The following is a 20,334-nucleotide window of genomic DNA, read 5'->3' as shown; positions in this document are numbered from 1 at the left end:
TCAAACCCCGTACGTCCGAACCCCGCCTCCGAGCTTGCGGCCCAGTGGGTTCACTCCGCACTTGCTGAGACGCCCCACAATGTCAAAAAACCAAAGATCGAGCTTCACCGTCAGCACATACAAGATACTGTGGCAGACAACGAAAGAAATCGGGAACCAAAGAATGGAACCAAGGATCATAAAAAGCATCAGAGAGATGAAACATTCCGCAAGAAAGTAAGTGTAGGGAATGCCCATCACTGTTGGCGGTCGGGTCAAGGCCAATATGACGGGGTAAGATTCGATATATTCGTCTTCCCCGCCATGGCTGGTGCTTCCAGCCGACATGGATCAATTTCCGCTGCCGGCCAGGAAATCGACCAGTTCAGCAGCAGCGAACATGCCTGCAAGGCTGCCGCCAACACGAAGAAGAGCACCCCACGACCAGTAGCCGAACGCTGCAGCCAGGAACATACCAATGAACGCGATGGCGCCAACCGAACGGCCGAACCGGCCCGTAAAGAACTGCACGAGACGATCCGCCGCTTGCTGCAGAGCATCAAGGTTCTGCGCCGCGGCCGGTTCGTGTTGACTGATCAGCAGGATCATAGTGGATACGGCGAGCATCGCGCCGTGAACCATCCATTTACGACCTCTTGTCGAGTACCAGGCCGACCGGGCATATACGGCAAGCACGTGTAGCGTCCCCGCAAACATATTCATTGAAGCGCCTCTTCTTCCTTTTTGATCTTCACAGGGCCCCCGACGGGGGCCTGTCTACTCTCCTGTTCCACACGGCCGCTTGCTTCACTCGTGTTTCCGATGGAAAAGACGAGCATGGACGACTTCGCCCGTTCTGCTTGGCCCGATCGATCATCCTCTTTCCGCGCCGCCGGCGCAGCGCCGACACTCCGGCCGATCATGAAAACTTCGCCGGTTGAATTCATGTTCGTATAAAGCCCAACCACGCGCGTTACGTAGTCCGCAGTTTCCCGGATCAACGGCAAAGAGCGGCGAGCATCTACCCTTGGTTCGCCTGCGTTATAGGCTGAGGCGATCAGCACAGGATTTTTGTACTTGTCGACGAGCTCGCGAAGAAACCGCGCGCCTGCTCGTATATTTTGCGCCGGATCCGTGAGATCTATCGCGCCAAACGCATCCCCTACCTTTGGCATGACCTGCATCAACCCAATCGCACCAGCAGGACTCAAAGCTTGCGGATCGAACCCGGCGTTCTCAACCCTCATGATAGACAGCATCAGGTTTGGGTCGACGCCTTCTTCTGCGGCGATTGTCGTCACCAGTTTTGCGTATTCGCCAGGAACGCCGCTGAGTAGATCCGGCCTTGTTTCCGTCGACGACGCTATGGCCCCTTTCGGCGCGAAGGCATCGGCGTGATTTCCCCCGTCCGCCATTTGATCTTGCATCGCGCCATATGAGAACACGTCCATCGATGAGCGAACCGACAGCTCACGCTGCCCAATCTCCGCTTCAGGCGAATAAGCGACAACGATGGGATATTCCCTTGCCGGATCAGGATTGGCGGGAGAAGTATTTTCAACTATATCGAAGCCGCTCCGGCTCTCACCAAACCGCTCATTGAACCGATCTCTTTCAAGTGGCAGGGGCGCCGTCTTGGCCGTCTGCGCAACTTTCCCGAGAGAGATGAATGCTATTTCCTCCGGTGAAACCTTCACGTTCACGGGGCGGTCGGCCAGCGTCATCACTGGCTGAACGGCTCCATCGTCACGACGAGCTGCTATTGCGGAATCGGCAACATTTGAAACTGCGCCGAAGCTTGCCAGGACAAACATAGAGGTACCCGCGGCGAGCCTAACGCTTCGCGACCCCCCTTTCCGCCATGCTTCTCCATGCACTAACAAGATGCGGCTCATCGACTGCGCAACCATGAGTTCTTATAGCGTAGTATAATATTTTGAATCGCATTCCAAGCCAAAAATCAACCCTGCCCTTGGCTTTCCAGCGCTTAGAGCGATCAACCACTAATTTTGAATCATCTAATAAAATCAGCCAGCTACCCGTGACCAGACGTCGCGTTTCCACCGATAGCGAAGCTGTTCATGATCACCAAGGACCTTAGAGAGACGTACGGCGGTGCCTCCTTTAATGAACACGGAACCCGCATTCACTCCCGATCTAACGTCGTAGATTTCGCACAAATAAATCGGCAACTGATTCTGAACCCGCTGCATGGGCAGGCACGAGGAAACCTGATACGGATAATCGCCCCGGCCGGCCACATAAGGTCTTGAATTTTGTTGGACGGGCCCCAGCCGTTGCCAACCGTATTCGCTTCCATATTCCAGCTGGCATTCAACGATGTTGCTGCCGTAGGCCTCGCAAGAATTCAATCGGAGATAGGTGTACGGTGCTGCTGGCGCCGGTCGCATATGCTGCACTCCGCTCGCACACGCCGTCAAAGCCAGTGCTACTCCGATTCCGCCAATAAATGTCCGTTTAGTAATCAATGAAATATCGATCCCTTATTCAGCTCGTTGATATCCTGCGCGGCTCAATTCGCCAAGAAAGAGACTTCTGGCGACATCACAATACGGTGATTCGGCTTGAGCAAGATGCAACTGTGTAAGAACAAGTCCTAGCGAGGTCACATCGCTGACGAGCTGCCCAAGATCATCGCTGAAGCCTCGCCGCAGCATCTCGCGATCGCCGTGTCCCTTTAGAACCATGGCATAGTCGTTACGCTCGACGCTGTGCCAGATCTCGATCACGCCCGTGCGGCCGTTCCTATCCTCAGCATCGCATAACAACAGGAGCGCATAGCCGCCGTCCTCGATCCCACTTTCTTGTATCCACGTACCGCCGTGAAACTGCGTCAGCACCACATTGGACGAGAAGACCATCAGCCGCTCATTTTTTAGGAGCCGCCGCTGTCCCAGGCGAACGAAACTGTCCATTGCAGCTAGCCGAATGAGCTCGCTTGGGAGGCTGTCACTGCAATGCTCGCACACAGCTTTCAGCCCATCATCCTGCATCGAGAAAGCGCTGTGATAGCGATTTGCCACGAAGCGTTCGACATTCTCTGTCCGCCCTCCCAGCCTCTCGATCAGACCGAAGGCCTCCAGCTGCTCCCATGGCTTTTGCAAGACATCGGTGTCCAGGTCGAAATCAGCGGCATTGGTCAAACTGGTTGGACCGACGATGATGCCGGCTGAACGCGTCTGCGCTCCACAGCCGGCGCAATCGACCGAGACCGGAACTACGTACCATTCGTTGGTCAGTAACGACCGTTCATGCTTTGCCACAGATCCTTCCCCCCTGAGCTGATCACTTGCTTCGGACCCGCTGTCCTCTCGCCCCGGATAAACGCTCAGCGCGCCTCTCGTCATTCCGACTGACGAGTGATACCGTCACGTCAACAGCATGTTCACGCATGAGGACCGATGCCGAGGCGTAATTCCCTTGCTGATATTCAACCAAGCACTGGCCACCTCCAGAATCTCTGGCACAACGCCCTGAGCCCTGATCTGCCAGATTGTCTCGGGCCATCTTCGGCTTCATCTCCTTGTGAATGTCTGTGGTCCGGCGCTATCGAAACCGCCTAAAAAATATCACTGCAGTGTAATTGTCTACTGGTGTACAATCCAAAACTCAAGCAGCAAAGGGTTCAAAACCAGTGATGGCTGATCAGTCGAGCATAACGCCCGCAATCAGCGCGGCCGCAGCCGGAAGCATCCGTGCCGGCCGTCGACGATCAGCCTCGAGCCATTCCTTCTCGACGAGCACCAGCATCATCCAAAGGCGCAGTTGCGCATACTTCTTTGGCGCGCGGGCGCTGCATACTTTCGAGGTTGAACTCGGAGGCCGTCGCCATTTGGTTTGACACGATGCTCAGGCCGACGGCCCCTATTGGACAGCCATGGTTCGGCTCAAAAAGTCGCAGTGTCTCGCTGACCGCGCGTGGCGTTCGCCGACGGCAACAAGGATCAATTCGATGACGATGCGTCGCCCTTTGGTCTCGATCCCGTCATAACCATGTCTGAACTCGCGGAGTCGACTTCTTGCGTTCAACCAATCGCCGTCCCGCATATGCCGAGGATCGGATGAGGGTCTTGATCTCGCTATCGTTGGCGAGAAGCCGACCATTATTTCCTAGAATACTGAGCACGAATGATCATGTATTTCTCGTTAATGCCCCCCTCCTCGCATCGCCGCGCGCTATAGCAACGCCAACGAGTCTCGGATTGATCGGCCTGGCTCAGCTCTTACCATCCGTTTGAAGCGGTTATTCAAATAGGGTCTTGCACGCCTGAAGGCGGCTCAAAATTCCTGGGATGCCCGCCTCTCCGTCGCGCGTTCCTGCTCTCGCGCAGCGATCAAATCTTCAGTGGCACGGCGATCCTTTTCCTCTCTTTTTTTTCGATCTTCTTCAGACTCGCTCGGCCAAAACAGCAGGGGCAGGCAAAGAAGCGTAAAAGCGGTGATCGTCGCTGCCTTGAACCACAGGTGTTCCGCATAAAGTTCTGAAGCCCAGGCCCACATCCCATCCGCCCACGCTTCCGGCAGGAAGAGATACGACAAGGATAGCGCTATCCAATAGGTCACGAAGGCGATGACCAGCAGAAACAGCGGCGCGAACGCTAAAAAGTTCACGATCAGGAGCGCACCCCACAGAACGCGGAATGGGAGCTTTGCAAGCCAGATGGCCCGTTCTAAGGCGGACATATCGCTGTTCTCCTTCGCTGTTTCAGTCGTCATTCAACCCAGCATGTCACAACAGCCGAATTTCCGAAACTTGCACTGCGCTATCATTTCGTGCATTTTCGCCGCGGTCAACGGATGACGATTGCGATCATGGGCTACACCATCGGGCGGCCGGGCCGCCTCCGTTATCTGGCGCTTGCAAGCTGCCTCACAATCCCGCCAGCCATGGCTCAGGACGATGCCGTCTCCAAATTCGTCTCCTATTACCAGAACGCCTATGCGCAAGGCCGGGATCTGATCCCTGGGCCACAAGTCGCACTGAGCACGTCATCCATCGCCACCAGGCTCAAGCTGGAAACAGTCAAACCCCTAAGCGCTCTCACCGGTAATGCGTTTCTCGATTCCACCAATGCGGTCATCAAATTGGCGGGCGTTCAGGGCTGCCTTTCAACCGAACTGGTCCAATTCATGGGTAAACGGGTGTCATGCGCTACCGTTTCTCTGGCAGGCCTCGTCTCGAGCCTCGATCAGGCCAAGGCCGACGCCGGCGATGCCTTTCCGTGTCATTTCGTGGGCCAAAATCCAGGAAGTCCGACCGTCCGTTTTGCTGAGTGCTTTTTCACCCAGGACAACACCGTTCGCTCTCTTTCGGAAGTCCTTATCAAGAGAGGGCTTGCCTTTGCCGCACGCGATCGCAGCGGCAAACCTATTTTTCCTGAGTATGCGAGAGCCGAAGACCAAGCGCGTCAAGCGAAAGCCGGGATTTGGGGCAACGCCTATTTTAGGCATCCCTACGGGGAACGATTTCTGACCAATCCTTCGACAGAATAATGCGGATCAAGCTGTTCATGTTTCTAGCCACGATTGCAGTTTCCGGAATTTACGCTGGCATGTACATCATACCAGAACTGCCTGCTGAAAAGTCGCTGAGAACCGCCCCTCCCTCTGCTCCAGTGGTAAAAGTGCAGGCGTCACCACATCAGGCGTCACCGGCCCCGACGCGAGGTGGAACTGGTCAGCAGGCAAATTTTACTCCATTCCCGGCAACCGCTCAGTTCGAGACCGGTGACACGTGGATCTCCGACGGGCGCCGATATCGCCTATACGGACTGCAAACCTGCCTCCGCGGAACCAATGTCACCCTATCCGCTGGCGTCGTGCGGGATTGCGGGGAACTCAATCTGATTATGGCCCAGGCTCTCATTCGCGATACCAAGCCGGTCTGCACCACTGTCAAGGATCTCGACGAGAACAACGCCCTCGTCGTCTGCCAGACAACGACCGGCGAGAGAGGATACGACTTGGCCACCTATATGATTGCCCAAGGATGGGGTTTCGCCGCCGTCGACGGAGTGGGCCAGCTGATCGTTCCTGGCTATCGCGTGGCGGAAGAAAGTGCACGAGCGGCGCGCACAGGTCTATGGGCATATTCCGACATGCCGCATCCCATCTCAGTTCTGATACAGCAACAGAAGGCGCAGCAGGGACAATGATACGCCCGTCAGTCATACCTCTCGCCTTTCTTGCTGGCGTCCCAAATCTTTCATGGGCGCAGAGCCGACCGGCTGATGTTCCACGTCAAATCTACGGCAAAGTGCAAGTGATCGACGGTACGACACTTGACTTCAAAGACCGGAGTCAGATTGTCCGGCTTGCCGGGTATGAGGCACCTCGTCTCGAACAGACTGCAGTCAGCGATGGCGTCGAATGGCCAGCAGGGCAGGTTGCCAAGGCATGGATGATCCTCCGCACCCTCAAACGGGACGTCAACTGTGCGCCGGTCGCCCGGGATTCCAACAAAAATCTCATCGCTCATTGCTTCGTTGGCGAAACCAATTTGGCAGCAACGGCAATCGCTGAAGGCATTGGTTACGCCTTCAATTACAAGAACGAGCCACAGGTCCCAGCCTATTTCGACATTGAGAGGAAAGCTCGAGGCCTAGGCTTCGGTGTCTGGTCTTCGCAGGATCTCGTTCCGCCGTGGCTCTATGTTGCGGTAACTGCGCAGGAAAAAAAGCAGGAAGGACAGGCACCTGACACTTTCGAACCTGGCCTCCCCTTACCGCCGCCGGTCGCTCCTGACGCCCGCGACCCGTCTAAAAAATCTAACGGAGGCTAACATGAATCGTTGTCTCGCCTATGCTCTTGCCGCGGAAGTTCTATTCCACTTTGTCAGTCCGGTCCCTGCTATGCCGCAGACTGCAACGCAGGACGGCGCCACTCAAAAGCAGATTGAAGAACGTGATCCCAACTACTGCGGGGCCGCTGGAGCAGGTTGCGACCCCCAAGAGGTTCAGCAATGGAAAGCGATCGGCAACAAGCTTGCCGATCTGTCGTCGGCTGACCTCAGTCAATATGCCTATGGATGCGTCAAGCATCCCGACTGGAAAAAGGATTGCGAAAAAGATCCCGTCATCATTCTCAAGCGGCTTGGCATTGACGGATACTGAGGAAGCATCATGACCAATCCTTACGCTTCAGCAGGTATGGCCGCTGCCATCGCAACTCTTGTCGGTTTCGGAGCTGGCTACCAAGTCAATAGGATATCCACGAACACAAAGGTCACCAAGCTCGAAGCGAAGATCACCGAACTTGAGACGAAAGCGGCTGAGGCGGAGAAACTTGAGGTTCCCACGGACGATGAGGCCACAGCCGCGCTTCAAAAAACGACGTTCAAAGGGAGTTCAATGCGGATTTCCGAGTGTCAAGCAAACTCTGGTTTTCCAGGAGTGGTTTGTTTTGGCAAGGTAACAACGACCGGAGATTTTGGGGGCTCACGTCCGGCAACTCTTCCTTTCGCCAAGATTGATGGCGTTTGGACTTATGCCCGATAATTCCAGGAGTAGGGGAGAGTGGATGAGACCATTCAGCATCATTTCAGCGTCGTTGGCCGCTGCAAGCACAGTTTGGGCAGCCCAGGCAGTTCGGGCGCAGGACGCCTCGTGGGGCTGCCAGGTTCTTTTGTGCGCTGCATCGCAGAACCCATCCTGGCACGGTGTATCCTATTGCGTTCCGCCAATGACAAAGCTGATTTCCGAAATGGCCAAGCCCGGCTTCAACTGGCCTATCTGCAAGGAGGGCAAGGCGGGCAAGCCTGGCTTTGAGAGATACGAAAACTGCCCGGAGGGATACAAGCCGGCCAGCGACAATAACGATCGTCGCAGCGGCTCCAACGGCGTGGCCAACCGGTGCGAGAAGGTGGTCAATGTTTGCCGGAACCCAAAAGGACGGCAAACAGAGCTGAACTATCGGGACGTGCAGTATCGACAGGTCGGCGGTGGAGATCATGGCAACACCTGCACTCAGGTCGTTTCCATTGCCCGTCCGATGCGCAAAGATCCATATTTTTTCGATATTTCAAACGATCAGGGCGCGAAACAGCGCGTCTGGTTCAATCTCGACCGTTGATTTTTTAACGAAGCGTGCCCGGGAAAATTCCCGGGCAACGCTCATTCATGCGCATGGGCAAGATGACGTTCAGCCATCTTTTTTTTTGATCTACGACGCCCACTCTCTTCTCGCAGAGGCCGCCGGAGGTCGTCTTCGCTGACATTAAACAGATCGGAGGTCGTGACTCGAAATTGCCTTGTCATCTTGTCGAGCATCGTCAACTTGACGTCCCGCTTTCCGCGGATCACCTGTGACATATATCCTTCCGTGACGCCAAGCATCGCTGCGAGATCCTTGTTCTTCAGGCCCCGCTCTGCCTTGATCCTTTCAAGGCCAATTACGAGTCGTTCCTGGTGCGTCAGTTCTGCCAAGTCTTTGATTGTTGTTTCGTCGCCCTTGTTCTTATCGGTAAACCGAGGCATGTACTGTCTTTATTTCACCTTCTCGCGGGTTGTTTTGTTTGGCCCGTACGAATGATTCGCACAGCTGTCTCTGTCTCCAATTTTGGAGGAATCATCAGTCCTGTCGTGGCATGCCTCGCCGCCACTTTGTTGTTACCCCACATGCAATTTGAAATTGCCCGACGCTTCCCGTCAGGCGCTTGTCCCAGTTCTGAACAGCTCGTTCCCCGCGAGCTGCTGTTTAAGTCCGTGCTCATATTATAGACTCCGAACGCCACGGACTTCAAGAGAGGTTTCGCCTAGCTAATTGAAGTGGCTCAGCTTTTCGCAATGCCGATAACTACCGTCTAACTTATTAGGACTGTTGAATATTCTGGGAAAAGATGGATGGAGAGGTTGAATCTTTGACGTTTGCCATCAGACGCTGGATCAACCGGGTCGAGGACGCCGTCGGCTTTCGAGTTCTGAGGGTGGAAGCAGCGCCGAGCCAGGGCGCGGATCGTCGAGGCCTATCAGGCGATGCGCGGCGCCGCAGTTCCTGGTCGCAGTGATCTTTGCGGCCGAAATTGGGGACGTGCGCGGCTTCGATACGTCTCAATTGATGGCCTTTCTCGGCCTGCTCCCGGGGGAAAATGGCAGGAAAGCGATGGATGGATCCGATCAGGCACTGAACCGCGCTCAAAACGTCCACCCTTGACCGCTCGCGTGGTTAGAGTCGTCGCCGCGCAGAAGAGCGGGGCCATGAGCGCCAAACCGACGCCGATCAGCCAATTTCTATCCGTCTGCATGTCCCCGATCTTCGGCAGGATGGGGAGGATTAGGCCGGCGAAGGCGAGGCATATCCAGCCGATCTTGTGTCGGGACAGCGCCTCTTTCCGGAGCCAGCACGATCCAGAAGGGTTGGAGATGATAAATGATCATCGCGAAGCCGATCGAGGTACGGTGGAACGCCTCAAACAGCATCAGCCAATTGACGACCAAACCAAACCGCTCACCAGCACGAGTGGCCTCAGTTGCGCTCGATAAAGAAGAAGCTTACGGCCTTCCCATCAATCGTATCGAGTGCCAGGCTGGCCCGGAGGGAACGCCCCCATCTAGCGCCGAAGAGACCGGAGGGCCGTCCAGTGACAATGCCCCGGCGTGAGCGCCGGGACCTTATTTTAGATCGCATTTTATCGATTTCTTCCGGAAAACTTTAGGTTTTTCAAACTAGGTTCGCGCCAACCTGTGGAGACTCGGGCCGAGGCGTGGAAACCTCGCAAGGTTAGGCATAAACCGGATCGGCAAGCGACCGGGTGACGGATGCGCATGTCCAGGCTTCCGGCTAAAGGCGTCTGTGCCCAACTAACCTTGGGATTTCCAACACCCGGTTCCTCGCCATTGGCCATTTGAAAGGCCGATTGAATGATGAGCAACGCGGCCACCCTGCTCAGGAGGAGCCGCATGCGTCATCGGGATCTCAAGCCGAGAGTTTTTGCCGCCAAAAAGATGGACCATATAGCCGCGTGGCTGGATCGGCGCACGCCGGTGGAGGCCTGGGGCATAGTGCTGGTGTCCAGTATCGTGGTTGCCGCGCTCGACTTCTCCATCCACACCACCGATCTGTGCACGGACACCCTCTATATCGTCCCAGTGAGCTTGGCAGCATGGATGTTTCGATCGCGTGCGGTAATCGGATTTACAGCCCTGGCAGCATTCGCCGCCTTCCTGAAATACCCCCTGCTGCACACTGATCCGAACACGCTCACGTCGATCTATAGCGGCATCTCGCGGGCGTTCGCCTTCGTGCTCTTGATGGCAATCACGCTGACCTTCCGGCGAAGCTATGACTATGCGCGCTTTGCGGCCAGCCGCGATCGGATGACCGGGGCTTTAAACAAGCAGGCGTTTCATGAGCGGGTTTCGAAGATCCTCGAGGCCACGGAGGCCTCGGGGCGTGTTGTCCTGTTGCTCTATCTCGACCTCGATGGGTTCAAGGCGGTCAACGATCGGTTTGGGCACGACGCCGGGGACGAGCTGCTGCAGGATTTTGCCAGGGGGCTGCGCGGATGCTGCGAAACGAGGATTGTTTCGGCCGCCTCGGCGGAGACGAGTTTGGCGTTGCTTTGATCGTCAATTCTGACGGCGAGGCCGCCGAACTGGCCGAGAGCCTTCAAGACCTCTTTACCGCCGCGCTCGCGATCTCTGGCCATGCAGTGACCTGCAGCATGGGCGCTCTTATCGTCCCTCCTGGAAATCGCCTCTCCTGTGCCGAATTGATGAAGGCGGCCGATCGCCTCATGTATGCGTCGAAGCACAGTGGCAAGGATAGCGTCACGATCGCAACCGCCACCCGTGAGGAAATCGCTTATCGGCCGAATTCAGCGCCGGCAACCCAGCCGGCTTATGGACTCGGTTAATTGAGCGGCCAGAGCCCGCCGGCTCCTGGCACAGCAATGAAGTTTCAGTTTCCGACGTTGTCGTCCGGGCGCAATTTCTCAGCGCAGAGTGCGGCGACCGTTTTCTGTAGGCTCTTCACCCGTTCTACCAGCCACCCCAGTTCCTCACCGGTGATTTCGTAATGGGGCGAGTAACGTGCATCGACGTAGGCGCGATCGAGACGAGAAAAGCTGCGTTTTGCGAATTTTGTGTCGCGCGGCCACACGTCGATCAGCTGCGGAGCGAGGCGTTCTGCCTGGGAACGCAGGAAGGTCAGCCGGTGCGATTTCGGGCTGTAGAGCGCCAGGACGAGCAGGGTGCAATGATAGAGCCGTTCGGCTGCCTGGTGCAGTTGGAAGGCAGCTTCGGGGAGATTCCCGCGTTCGATCAGGAATTGCGCGGCTGCCTTGAAGGCATCGGCACTTGGAAACCAGTGATCGAAATGCCGCCGCGCCTCGGCGTGGGCGTCTTCGGGCGCGAGTATCTTGGGGAAGGCGAGGGGAAAGCCGGGTAGTTCGTAGAGCACGATCCCGTCGCGGGCGATGTCGACGAAGAACGGGCGGCCGCGGGCCAGTTGGTTGTTCACATTCTGGTAGGAGTGGACGATGAAATTGACCGGCGTCGCGAGCCCGTTGGTGATGGTCAGCTCTTGCAAGAAGCGCTCAGCGGCCCTTTCCCAACACGGATGTTGCTCGCCAAAGCTCTCATAATTGACGATCACGAGCAGGTCGTAGTCGGAGACATAGCCGCTCTTGCGATCCTCCACCCAGTCGCCGCGCGCGTGGGAGCCGAACAGGATGAGCTTCAGGATGCGGCCGCGCTTGCCCTTTTCGGAAAGCTTGATTTTGAGGGCATCATCGAATTCATCGAACAGGATCTGCGCGGCGAGTTGCAGTTCGCGGCGCTTCCTGTCGGGCAAGTGGGCAAGCTGATCGTTCTCCATAGGGATGCCCTTCAATGCACTGTCGCTTCGGATAGCTGCAGCAGGTCGAGGATCTCGCCGATGGTGTCGAGAACCGTTGGCCAGCCGGGAAGATTTTCTTCTTCCGCGCGCTCCTGCAGGGCCGTCAGGATCCTGCCGACGCAGGCTATGTCCTCAGCTGCCCTGCACGCGTCGGAGCGCGCGAAGGAGGCGACGATACGCGGACGGGCATCTCCGTTGTCCTTGGGGATGCCGGCGACCACTTCCTGCGCCTCCTGATAGGCGAGCGCGATACGCTGTCGATCCTCGAGGCCGCTTTGCAGAACCGCGTCAGCCGCCCAAGCGAGAGTTTTCGAAAGAGATTCGATTTCGTTGTTCATGCGGGATCGAAGGCTCCCTTGAATTCCGGATCGGCATAGTAGGCGAGCTTGGCGGCGACGATCGGCCGTTGAGAGGCGAGGAAGAGCAATTCGACCTGTTGCGGCAGATTGCGCACCTCGTCGGGTGTGAGCAGGGGCCGGCCGGTATGCTGTTGGTTGAAGGAGAACCCGAACTTTTCGGTATCGAGCACCCGGGCCATGGTCTGGAATACGACCGTTTCCTGGGCTGACCGCTCGAGACGGAAATACCCTGCAGTTCCTGACAGCGTCATGCCCCAGAGAGCATGATTGTTGCTGGTGTCGGGCTTCCACGTCCCATCTTTCTCCCGCTGTCGCGAAATCCTGAAATCTGCGACACGATCAGAATCTTTGTCGAAATCAAACGCGCGCCGAAGCTCCAAGCCGCCCAAACGCCAGGGCGAGCGGCGACGCTCTCCTGGACTCGGTAGCAAATTCCGGCAGCATTGGGCAACGGTGAGCTAGATGCCGTCGTCGATAGAAAACATCAGCAATCGACCGTCAAGCGCCGGGGGCGGACGCGGGTATTCACGAGAACGAACTATCCGTTTTCGGGGATGGCCTGGCTAGAAACAGACGGGGCTTCAGCTCAATCCTGATGCACTCTGGCGAATTTCAGTGCACGCTAGAGACAGTAATCCGCGCTGGTCTCTTATGAATTGACCGAGCAGCAAGCGCGGATAGCGAAGGGGTGGCTTGGGAAGACAATGGCTAACCTGACATTCGATACCATCATCCGCGTCGAGGAAATCGTCACCGACGTGCTTGCTATGGACCTCTTGCACAGCTCTCAGGACTTCTTCTCGAAAGTTCTAGCAGTCGCAGGTGAACCACAAGACCTGAAACTGGTTGCCATACGTCGCTCGATCGCGGACACCTCGCTTGGGGAGACGGACATTGAGATCGTCGCCAGCGGCTCGAACGGCAGTTGCGCTATCCTGATCGAGAACAAAGTCCGGGCGCCACTGATGGATCGCCAGTTCGCCAGATACCGTATGCGGGGGGAGGCAGGCGTCCAAGAAGGTAAATGGACACGCTTCAGGGTTCTCCTGATGTCACCTCGAAGCTATTTCGAGGCCCTCGACGCGGAGCATTCTTCCTACATCGACGCAAATCTCTCGTACGAGGAGGTGTCGGAGTTCCTCGGCGGCTATCCTGAGTTCGCATTCAAGCGGCATGTGTTCGAAAGCGCGATCACGGATTTTCGGAAGGGCTACGTGAAATCGGCCGACGTAGCCATGATGGACTTTTACAAGAACTACTGGTCGGTGGCCTCGTCTGAGTTTCCCCAACTTCGAATGCCGAAGCCGGACATCGTGGGTAAGGACGGCAGTTGGATCTATTTCCCGGGCTTGTATTCAGGAAACAGCGTTCGATTGATCCACAAATTCAAGGGTATCGGCTGCGAGCTTGCGATCGCAACTCGGAACGCCGAATCGCTTGGCGAGGCCCTGCTTCCGTACCTGGAACCTGACATGATGGTTCGACCCACAAAATCCATGGCCTTTGTCAACGTCAGGACGCCTGCGATTAACCACACACTCGATTTCGAGACCATCAGGCCGGAGGTCGTCTACAACCTCCAGACACTCGATCGCCTCCGGAACTTCGCAATGAACAAGGATGTCCGTCGATGCCTGAATAAGGTGATTTGAATGCGCCCAAGACAGCATGCGACCGTATGAGGCTGCCAGAAACTGCGGTTATGCACGTTTAAGCGATCTGACCTCAACGACCCCAATCAAAGAACGCTCTTACACTAACGTCGGCAAGGCCCGCCATGCGGTCCGCATTTTTGTAGGGTTGTAATTTCCCACACCACTGTGGTGTCATGACGGAAGATGAAACGAACGGAGAAGGAGAAGATGCACGCAGGCTTCGAAAATGGAGGAGGGGAATATGTTCACCTGCACGAGCGCGTGCTCCTCGACATTATGATGATGGCGGAGACGCGGTTTCCTCAACTTAATCGCGTCTTCGGTGCGAAACCTGAGGATGTTCCCGATTATCTGCTCAAAATTGAGCAACTGGGGCAGGTGGGGGATTTTTTCCAATCAGTTGCCAAGGACGAGGAGCCCGGGCAGTTGGTTGGTGTAATGGCGGCGCTTTGTGAGGCGGTACGCGCTGAAGCGCTAGGCGCTGACACTCCGATTGGAACATATTCGCAAGAAGTGGCCGCGATGAACCGGCAAATGGTTGACCAGTAGGCACGAGAGCGTGGCCCGCCGTGCGGGCGGCATTCCATCCTTGCTTGGTCGTCAACCGAACGGGCCGAGACAATCGGCGCCCGGTTTTAGCGAGCTTGCGACCAGCTCAAGATAAGCCGGAGCGTCCCCCTTGGCGGAGCTTTACCAGATGGTGACAATTGGCTTGCTCGCGGGCGCCGCCGGCAGGCAGCGGACAAAGCGTCTCTCACGAGACTTTCCCTTTGGGGTCCACGCGGCCTTGTTGAGGTCTGGCTAATGATTGCCCTTGCGGCCGCCCCTTTCCTTCATCGGTCTTGGCTGATGGGCTGTTGAGATCCGATGCATATCGTTGTCCGCCAAAGCCCAGCTCACCGTCTCGCATTCCTCACCGAACGCGAAGCGATGGCGTTGCGCGCCTGGTATGGCAATTCCAGCAACAAGGACGACGATCGCATTGCCCTTGCCGTCATCAAACGCGCAAAAACAATGGACGGGTGGATCGAATGCGACTGCATCGCCGGCAAGCACAAGCCGTTGCTCGCGCCGATCCAGCAGGAAAAGACGTTCGCCCTGCGTCGCCTCACACATCACGGAGATCCGCATCAACATGAGGATAGGCCGAACCATGCGGACACCTGCCCCTTTCATGTCGATCGAGACGATACCCCCGCCCTCTTCGACCGCGGCTATCACATCAGACCTCTTCCAAGAAGCGAGCGTCCCTATGTCGATGCGTTGCCGGCCATCCCCGACCAGCTAGCCGATCGAGAAACGCCGGCGGCCGCGCGCTCGGTCGAAAGAAACGACCGGCCATCGAAACTCGGTGTGATCTTGTGGCGGCTGATCGATAAAGCAGGCGAGAATGTTGTCCCGCCCTTGCAGGACCAGCCGAATTTTGGCCTAAACGACCAAATCTCGAAACTGCGGCACGCAGCGCGCGATCTGAAAGTCTTGCGCACCTGGTCACTCGGCTCGCTGATGTCGACCTGGGCGGCTGACTACTGGACGCCGGATTGCCGATGGCAGCGACTGCTCGACAAATCGCGACCCGATTGGCCCGAAACGCTGCGCCGTACCGGTTTCATGCTGCTTTTCTCGACCAGCGTTTCCGCCAAGGCGATCTCGCCAGCCTCGAACCCGCGCAAGATCGAGGTCCAGTCGAAAGTTCGTCAACCGCTGCGCGGCGATCCATCCAGCCGCGGTCCCTTTCTTACCATCCTAAATGCCGATTTTCAGGATAACGACCAAGGCCCGATCCGGGCGATCCAGGCCTATGCGCAGCCAGTCTATAACGGCGATACACTTTTCCCGGTCGAATCCGGCTTCGAACGCGACGTTTCGCATCTGCTATTCTGGGTGCAGGCGTCGCTCTTCGAGGCAGCCCCACAATTACGCATCAAAATATCGAAGCCGCTCTTCGCATGGGAAACTCCGTCGGGACTTTGCCGGCCTGATTTCGTGATCGAGACGACTTATGGCAACCGCGAACCCGTCTCGCTCATCGTCGAGGCGCTGGGCATGGAGACTGACGAGTATCTAGCGGAAAAGGAGCAGACGCTGCCTCGAATGCGAGAAATTGGCCCCGTCTTTGAAATCCGACCCACCGATCTCGCACAGGCCGCCGCCGAGGAAACCGGCAAACAACTCCAGCATTGGGTGCTCGAACATTCGAGGCACTCGCGTTCATCATCTCAATTGCCAAGCCCAACCCATGCGACTTCGCGTGGCACTTGAACATGTCAGAAGAAGGTTCCGCTCGCTCGAGCCATGGAAGGATGGGGCCAGGAGCCGGTTCGTTGCTACGGCTCTTGGTCGCCTTACCCGACAAGCGGAATTGGGTGGGCAGGCCGCAGGGCTGCCTCAGACATCTGCTTCAATGGATATATCTTGGGCAGGCCTTTCGGCCAATTGGCTCGCTCAAGATGGCGAAATCGCCGCGTGAGCGACCCGCAAAGAGGAACAGCAGGAAGCCAGACCAAATGGGCTTACCAGACATCGCGATCAGCCGTTTTCGATGTCCGCTGCGGAAATTTCTGGGCCTCGGAGACTTGGGGTGAGTCTTTGCAGTCGGGATTTCTGCGAGAGCGAATATCGCGCGTGAGAAAGTTTCGCTCACATTTCGTCAGACAGCGCGTAGTGACCTGCGAGGAACAGCAACGAGCGAACCTCGACCAGTTCAATGAAACAATGGAAAGGCATCCAACTCGGCGACAGATAGCGGACTGTGTCTGCTCGCGAGGTCAAGGTGCATCGCCGATGGAACACAGACGACGAGGCCAGCCAGGTGCTTATCCTCCAAAGCCATTCGCCGACATCGAGGCCATAGGAAGTATGTCATGGGGCCAACACCGACTCTCATCCCCACGGGGCGCGGCAGCTAGGTGCTGGCCGGCTCGTTCGCCTTGCCTAGCTCCTGCGTCGCTATGAACTGGCGGCCGAGCGCAGCTTTACCATAATGGCCCGAGCAGATGTGATAGCCGCATTTGACGCTGTGTTACCAGGTCGTGAAAGAGGCCCGTTGCGGGCTCGCCGGAGCGCGTTTCCCTTTTCCGAGTCCTGCACGGCCGTTGGCCCGACGGCGCCGTTTTACCCGTGGTGGGGCCACGGCATTTAGCGAGGCACCTGTCTGTGTGTGGGCGGCCTGCACGATATGCTCGGCGCCGACAGCGGACCACCCTGGCCCGGTACAGCGTCGACTGTTGGAGCGCTGTTGTTCGCGCCGTTCAGGAAGGTTGCTCGAGATCGGTGGCGTTCGCGCGGCTGTAAGCATAGCGCCTTCCTAGACCGGCATTCAGGACCTCACATGTGGCACAGCTACCTGCGCTCAACAGGCCCGAAACTGTTGGATGCAATTTGGCTGCCGCCATCATCAGTTTGCCCGCTCGCAAGAGTCTGGACGAGGGCTTTCAGTTCCATCCCGCGAGTAATCCATTTCGCTTTAACCGGAAGAATTGGAATGACCTAATCGTGAATGGTCCCAAAACGAAGCGGCGGCGCATTTCTAATTCCTACTAAATTAGTAGATTGATGAGATCGCAAACGGAGACCCCAATGACTCGATCTCTCAAGACATGGCTAGTTGCCCCTTTACTCGCAGGGGCCGTCCAGCTCGGCACGCTCGGTTTCGCGTTTGCCGACACCACCATCCTCAACGTGTCCTACGACCCGACACGTGAGCTCTACAAGGCCTATGACGAGGCCTTCGCCGCGCACTGGAAGGCAGAAACCGGCGAAACCGTCACCATCCAGCAATCGCATGGCGGATCCGGCGCCCAGGCCCGGGCGGTGATCGACGGCCTCAATGCCGACGTGGTGACCCTGGCGCTCGAAGGCGACATCAACGCCGTCGTCTCGAAGTCGAAGAAGATCAACCCCGACTGGCGCAAGAAATTCGAAAACAATTCAGCGCCTTACACCTCGACCATCATCTTCCTGGTGCGCAAGGGAAATCCCAAGGGCATTCACGACTGGAGCGATCTCGTCAAGGACGGCGTGCAGGTGATTACGCCCAACCCGAAGACCTCGGGCGGCGCGCGCTGGAATTATCTCGCGGCCTGGGCCTATGCCAACGCGCAAGACGGCAATGACGAGGCCAAGACCAAGGAATTTATCAGCAAGCTCTATGCCAATGCCCCGGTGCTCGACAGCGGCGCTCGCGGTTCGACCGTCACCTTCGCGCAAAAGGGCCTGGGCGACGTGCTGATCGGCTGGGAAAACGACGCCTATCTGGCGCTTGACGAATTCGGCGCCGATAATTTCGACATCGTCTACCCGCCGACCTCGATCCTGGCTGAGCCGCCGGTCGCCGTCGTTGACGCCAACGTCGACGCCAAGGGCACGCGCAAGGTGGCCGAAGCCTACCTTTCCTATCTCTATTCGAAGGAAGGCCAGACCATCATCGCCAAGAACCATTATCGCCCGGCCAAGCCCGAGCTGGTGCCGGCCGAGGATCTCGCTAAGCTGCCGCAGATCAAGCTGGTCACCATCGACGACCCGCAATTCGGCGGCTGGAAGAAGGCACAGCCTTACCATTTCGGCGACGGTGGTATATTCGACCAGATCTACAAGCCGACCAAGTGAGGCCGGACGGCCGGTAAGCCTCATTGGCATACCGGCCGGATGCGACTGCGCGTAGCCATTCTGGTTGAATAGAGGGGACATCCAGAACAGCATGACCACAGCACCCGCCCAGGCGGGGTGGCGATTCAGACAGCCGAGTGTCATTCCGGGTTTCGGACTGACGCTCGGCTTCTCGCTTGCCTACCTCACGCTCATCATCCTCATCCCGCTTTCGGGGCTCATCTGGCGCTCGGCGGCACTTGGCTGGGCCGATTTCTGGGCTTTAGCCGCCGATCGGCGCACGCTAACGGCTCTCAAGATCAGTTTCGGCGCCGCGTTCATCGCCGCCGCGGTCAACGTCGTCTTCGGCACGCTCGTCGCCTGGGTGCTGGTCCGCTACCGTTTCCCTGGCCGCCGTATCGTCGACGCCATGGTCGACCTGCCTTTCGCACTGCCCACTGCGGTCGCCGGCATCGCGCTCACCACGCTCTACGCTCCCAGCGGCTGGCTCGGCAAATTGCTGATGCCGCTCGGCATTAAGGTCGCCTACACGCCGCTCGGCATTGTCGTGGCCCTGGTCTTCATCGGCCTGCCCTTCGTCGTGCGCACCGTCCAGCCGATCATGGAGGAACTCGACAAGGAGGTCGAGGAGGCCGCCGCCACGCTCGGCGCCAGCCGTTTCCAGATCATCACCCGCGTGCTCTTGCCCGGCCTGGCGCCCGCCATCGCCACCGGCTTCTCGCTCGCCTTCGCGCGTGGTGTCGGCGAGTACGGTTCGGTCATCTTCATCGCCGGCAACTTGCCCTACAAATCCGAGATCGCACCGCTTTTGATCGTCATCCGGCTGGAGGAGTACAACTATCCCGCCGCAACCGCGATCGCCGCGATCATGCTGGGGCTGTCCTTCGCGATGCTGCTGGTCATCAACCTCGTGCAGACATGGAGCCGCAAGCGCTATGGCTGATCCCGAAATCAAATCCTACGAACCATTGCATGAGAGCCGGTCGGCGGCGGTCACTGAAAGCCGTCCCGTCCGCATCACGCTGACGGTCGTCACGCTGGTATTTCTCGGCGTCTTCCTGCTGTTGCCGCTGATCATCGTGTTCAAGGAGGCTTTCGCCAAGGGCGTCGGCGCCTATTTCCAATCCCTGGGCGATGCCGACACGCGCTCGGCCATCCGCCTGACCCTGTTGGTGGCGGCGATCTCGGTGCCGCTCAATCTTGTCTTCGGCCTTTCGGCCGCTTGGGCCATCGCCAAGTTCGAGTTCAAGGGCAAGGCGTTCCTGACCACGCTGATCGACCTGCCCTTCTCGGTCTCGCCGGTCATCTCCGGCCTGGTCTATGTGCTTCTGTTCGGCGCGCAAGGGCTGCTCGGCGCATGGCTGAAGGCGCATGGCATCCAGGTCCTGTTCGCCGTGCCCGGCATCGTTCTGGCAACGGTCTTCGTCACCTTCCCCTTTGTCGCGCGCGAGCTCATCCCGCTGATGCAGGAACAAGGCAATGGCGACGAGGAGGCGGCGCTCTCGCTTGGCGCCAGCGGCTGGCAGGCCTTCTGGTATGTGACGCTGCCCAACATCAAATGGGGGCTGCTCTACGGCGTGTTGCTGTGCAACGCACGCGCCATGGGCGAGTTCGGCGCGGTCTCGGTGGTATCCGGCCACATACGCGGCCTCACCAACACCATGCCGCTGCATGTCGAGATCCTCTACAATGAATACAACGCGGTCGGCGCCTTTGCGGTCGCTTCGCTGCTTGCCGGCCTGGCGCTGGTGACGTTGGTCTTGAAAACACTTCTCGAGATGCGCTACGGCGCCGAGATCGCCGCAACGCGCGGACACTGAAGATTAGCTGTCGCCCAAAGCCTGGCGGTTTTGGGACAACGACGGCGTCAACGAACT

At 57.7% G+C, this 20,334-nt stretch carries 21 protein-coding genes and 2 pseudogenes; 14 read left to right on the top strand and 9 right to left on the bottom strand.

What is annotated here, in order from left to right; translation table 11 throughout:
- The 5 genes from EJ071_RS37440 to EJ071_RS37420 all read right to left on the bottom strand — a co-directional run bounded on the left by EJ071_RS37440 (position 1) and on the right by EJ071_RS37420 (position 4,716).
- Positions 1–327, bottom strand: a complete 327-nt coding sequence (locus tag EJ071_RS37440) for a VirB3 family type IV secretion system protein (RefSeq protein ID WP_126102318.1) — start codon at positions 325–327, stop codon at positions 1–3.
- A gap of 3 nt (positions 328–330) precedes the next feature.
- Positions 331–702, bottom strand: a complete 372-nt coding sequence (locus EJ071_RS37435) for a TrbC/VirB2 family protein (protein WP_126102317.1) — start codon at positions 700–702, stop codon at positions 331–333.
- The gene (locus EJ071_RS37430; RefSeq protein WP_189521370.1) at positions 699–1,793 is read right to left on the bottom strand and encodes a transglycosylase SLT domain-containing protein; all 1,095 of its coding nucleotides are present in this window, start codon (positions 1,791–1,793) and stop codon (positions 699–701) included. Before EJ071_RS37430 ends, EJ071_RS37435 begins: the two co-directional genes overlap by 4 nt.
- Before the next feature lie 690 nt (positions 1,794–2,483).
- Positions 2,484–3,263: a hypothetical protein gene (locus EJ071_RS37425; protein ID WP_126102315.1), complete on the bottom strand. Its 780-nt coding sequence runs from the start codon at positions 3,261–3,263 to the stop codon at positions 2,484–2,486.
- A gap of 1,015 nt (positions 3,264–4,278) precedes the next feature.
- Positions 4,279–4,716 carry a hypothetical protein gene (locus EJ071_RS37420; protein WP_126102314.1) on the bottom strand — a complete coding sequence of 146 codons (438 nt, stop codon included), beginning with the start codon at positions 4,714–4,716 and terminating at the stop codon, positions 4,279–4,281.
- A 96-nt stretch (positions 4,717–4,812) separates the two neighbouring features.
- Here EJ071_RS37420 and EJ071_RS37415 point away from each other — a divergent pair, with 96 nt between their 5' ends.
- The 6 genes from EJ071_RS37415 to EJ071_RS37390 all read left to right on the top strand — a co-directional run bounded on the left by EJ071_RS37415 (position 4,813) and on the right by EJ071_RS37390 (position 8,070).
- Positions 4,813–5,493, top strand: coding sequence for a thermonuclease family protein (locus tag EJ071_RS37415; RefSeq protein ID WP_126102313.1), 681 nt, complete (start codon positions 4,813–4,815; stop codon positions 5,491–5,493).
- A complete protein-coding gene (locus tag EJ071_RS37410) occupies positions 5,493–6,155 on the top strand; it encodes a thermonuclease family protein (protein ID WP_245460126.1) in 663 nt (220 codons plus the stop codon). Before EJ071_RS37415 ends, EJ071_RS37410 begins: the two co-directional genes overlap by 1 nt.
- 107 nt (positions 6,156–6,262) lie before the next feature.
- Positions 6,263–6,781 (top strand): thermonuclease family protein, encoded by a 519-nt coding sequence (locus EJ071_RS37405; RefSeq protein ID WP_245460125.1) that lies wholly within the window; start codon positions 6,263–6,265, stop codon positions 6,779–6,781.
- A gap of 1 nt (position 6,782) precedes the next feature.
- Positions 6,783–7,112, top strand: coding sequence for a hypothetical protein (locus EJ071_RS37400; protein ID WP_245460124.1), 330 nt, complete (start codon positions 6,783–6,785; stop codon positions 7,110–7,112).
- 9 nt (positions 7,113–7,121) lie between these two features.
- Positions 7,122–7,496 (top strand): hypothetical protein, encoded by a 375-nt coding sequence (locus tag EJ071_RS37395; protein ID WP_126102311.1) that lies wholly within the window; start codon positions 7,122–7,124, stop codon positions 7,494–7,496.
- Positions 7,497–7,680: 184 nt separating this feature from the next.
- On the top strand, positions 7,681–8,070 hold the full coding sequence (locus EJ071_RS37390; RefSeq protein WP_348628123.1) for a hypothetical protein: 390 nt from the start codon (positions 7,681–7,683) through the stop codon (positions 8,068–8,070).
- Between the two features lie 41 nt (positions 8,071–8,111).
- Here EJ071_RS37390 and EJ071_RS37385 read toward each other — a convergent pair whose 3' ends face one another.
- On the bottom strand, positions 8,112–8,474 hold the full coding sequence (locus EJ071_RS37385; RefSeq protein ID WP_126102309.1) for a helix-turn-helix transcriptional regulator: 363 nt from the start codon (positions 8,472–8,474) through the stop codon (positions 8,112–8,114).
- Between the two features lie 892 nt (positions 8,475–9,366).
- Between EJ071_RS37385 and EJ071_RS37375 the strand changes: the two genes are divergently transcribed.
- Both EJ071_RS37375 and EJ071_RS40320 read left to right on the top strand, forming a co-directional pair.
- Positions 9,367–9,597 carry a hypothetical protein gene (locus EJ071_RS37375; protein ID WP_126102308.1) on the top strand — a complete coding sequence of 77 codons (231 nt, stop codon included), beginning with the start codon at positions 9,367–9,369 and terminating at the stop codon, positions 9,595–9,597.
- A 260-nt stretch (positions 9,598–9,857) separates the two neighbouring features.
- Positions 9,858–10,852 (top strand): annotated as a pseudogene (locus EJ071_RS40320) (GGDEF domain-containing protein).
- 44 nt (positions 10,853–10,896) lie between these two features.
- Here the strand turns inward: EJ071_RS40320 and EJ071_RS37360 are convergent.
- From EJ071_RS37360 to EJ071_RS37350, 3 genes and pseudogenes are all read right to left on the bottom strand, one after another.
- Positions 10,897–11,814 carry a HEPN domain-containing protein gene (locus tag EJ071_RS37360; RefSeq protein WP_126102305.1) on the bottom strand — a complete coding sequence of 306 codons (918 nt, stop codon included), beginning with the start codon at positions 11,812–11,814 and terminating at the stop codon, positions 10,897–10,899.
- A gap of 11 nt (positions 11,815–11,825) precedes the next feature.
- A complete protein-coding gene (locus EJ071_RS37355; RefSeq protein WP_126102304.1) occupies positions 11,826–12,173 on the bottom strand; it encodes a hypothetical protein in 348 nt (115 codons plus the stop codon).
- A pseudogene (locus tag EJ071_RS37350) lies at positions 12,170–12,397 on the bottom strand (type IV secretory system conjugative DNA transfer family protein); the annotation flags it as partial. The gene EJ071_RS37355 and the pseudogene EJ071_RS37350, both read right to left, overlap by 4 nt.
- A 501-nt stretch (positions 12,398–12,898) precedes the next feature.
- Between EJ071_RS37350 and EJ071_RS37345 the strand changes: the two are divergent.
- From EJ071_RS37345 to cysW, 6 genes are all read left to right on the top strand, one after another.
- The gene (locus EJ071_RS37345; RefSeq protein ID WP_126102303.1) at positions 12,899–13,846 is read left to right on the top strand and encodes a PD-(D/E)XK nuclease family protein; all 948 of its coding nucleotides are present in this window, start codon (positions 12,899–12,901) and stop codon (positions 13,844–13,846) included.
- A gap of 186 nt (positions 13,847–14,032) precedes the next feature.
- Positions 14,033–14,398 (top strand): hypothetical protein, encoded by a 366-nt coding sequence (locus EJ071_RS37340; protein ID WP_126102302.1) that lies wholly within the window; start codon positions 14,033–14,035, stop codon positions 14,396–14,398.
- Positions 14,399–14,716: 318 nt separating this feature from the next.
- Positions 14,717–16,111, top strand: a complete 1,395-nt coding sequence (locus tag EJ071_RS37335) for a hypothetical protein (RefSeq protein ID WP_126102301.1) — start codon at positions 14,717–14,719, stop codon at positions 16,109–16,111.
- A 1,317-nt stretch (positions 16,112–17,428) separates the two neighbouring features.
- Positions 17,429–18,457, top strand: coding sequence for a sulfate ABC transporter substrate-binding protein (locus EJ071_RS37330; RefSeq protein WP_126102300.1), 1,029 nt, complete (start codon positions 17,429–17,431; stop codon positions 18,455–18,457).
- Between the two features lie 91 nt (positions 18,458–18,548).
- Entirely contained in the window at positions 18,549–19,400 is an 852-nt protein-coding gene (cysT, locus tag EJ071_RS37325) for a sulfate ABC transporter permease subunit CysT (RefSeq protein WP_126102299.1), read from the top strand.
- Positions 19,393–20,277 carry a sulfate ABC transporter permease subunit CysW gene (cysW, locus tag EJ071_RS37320; protein WP_126102298.1) on the top strand — a complete coding sequence of 295 codons (885 nt, stop codon included), beginning with the start codon at positions 19,393–19,395 and terminating at the stop codon, positions 20,275–20,277. Before cysT ends, cysW begins: the two co-directional genes overlap by 8 nt.
- The last annotated feature ends 57 nt before the right edge of the window (positions 20,278–20,334 follow it).

The organism is Mesorhizobium sp. M1B.F.Ca.ET.045.04.1.1 (genome assembly GCF_003952465.1).
Taxonomy (GTDB): Bacteria; Pseudomonadota; Alphaproteobacteria; order Rhizobiales; family Rhizobiaceae; genus Mesorhizobium; species Mesorhizobium shonense.
The sequence above is the reverse complement of the archived record's forward strand: the minus strand, read 5'-3'. Positions and strand labels throughout refer to the sequence as shown.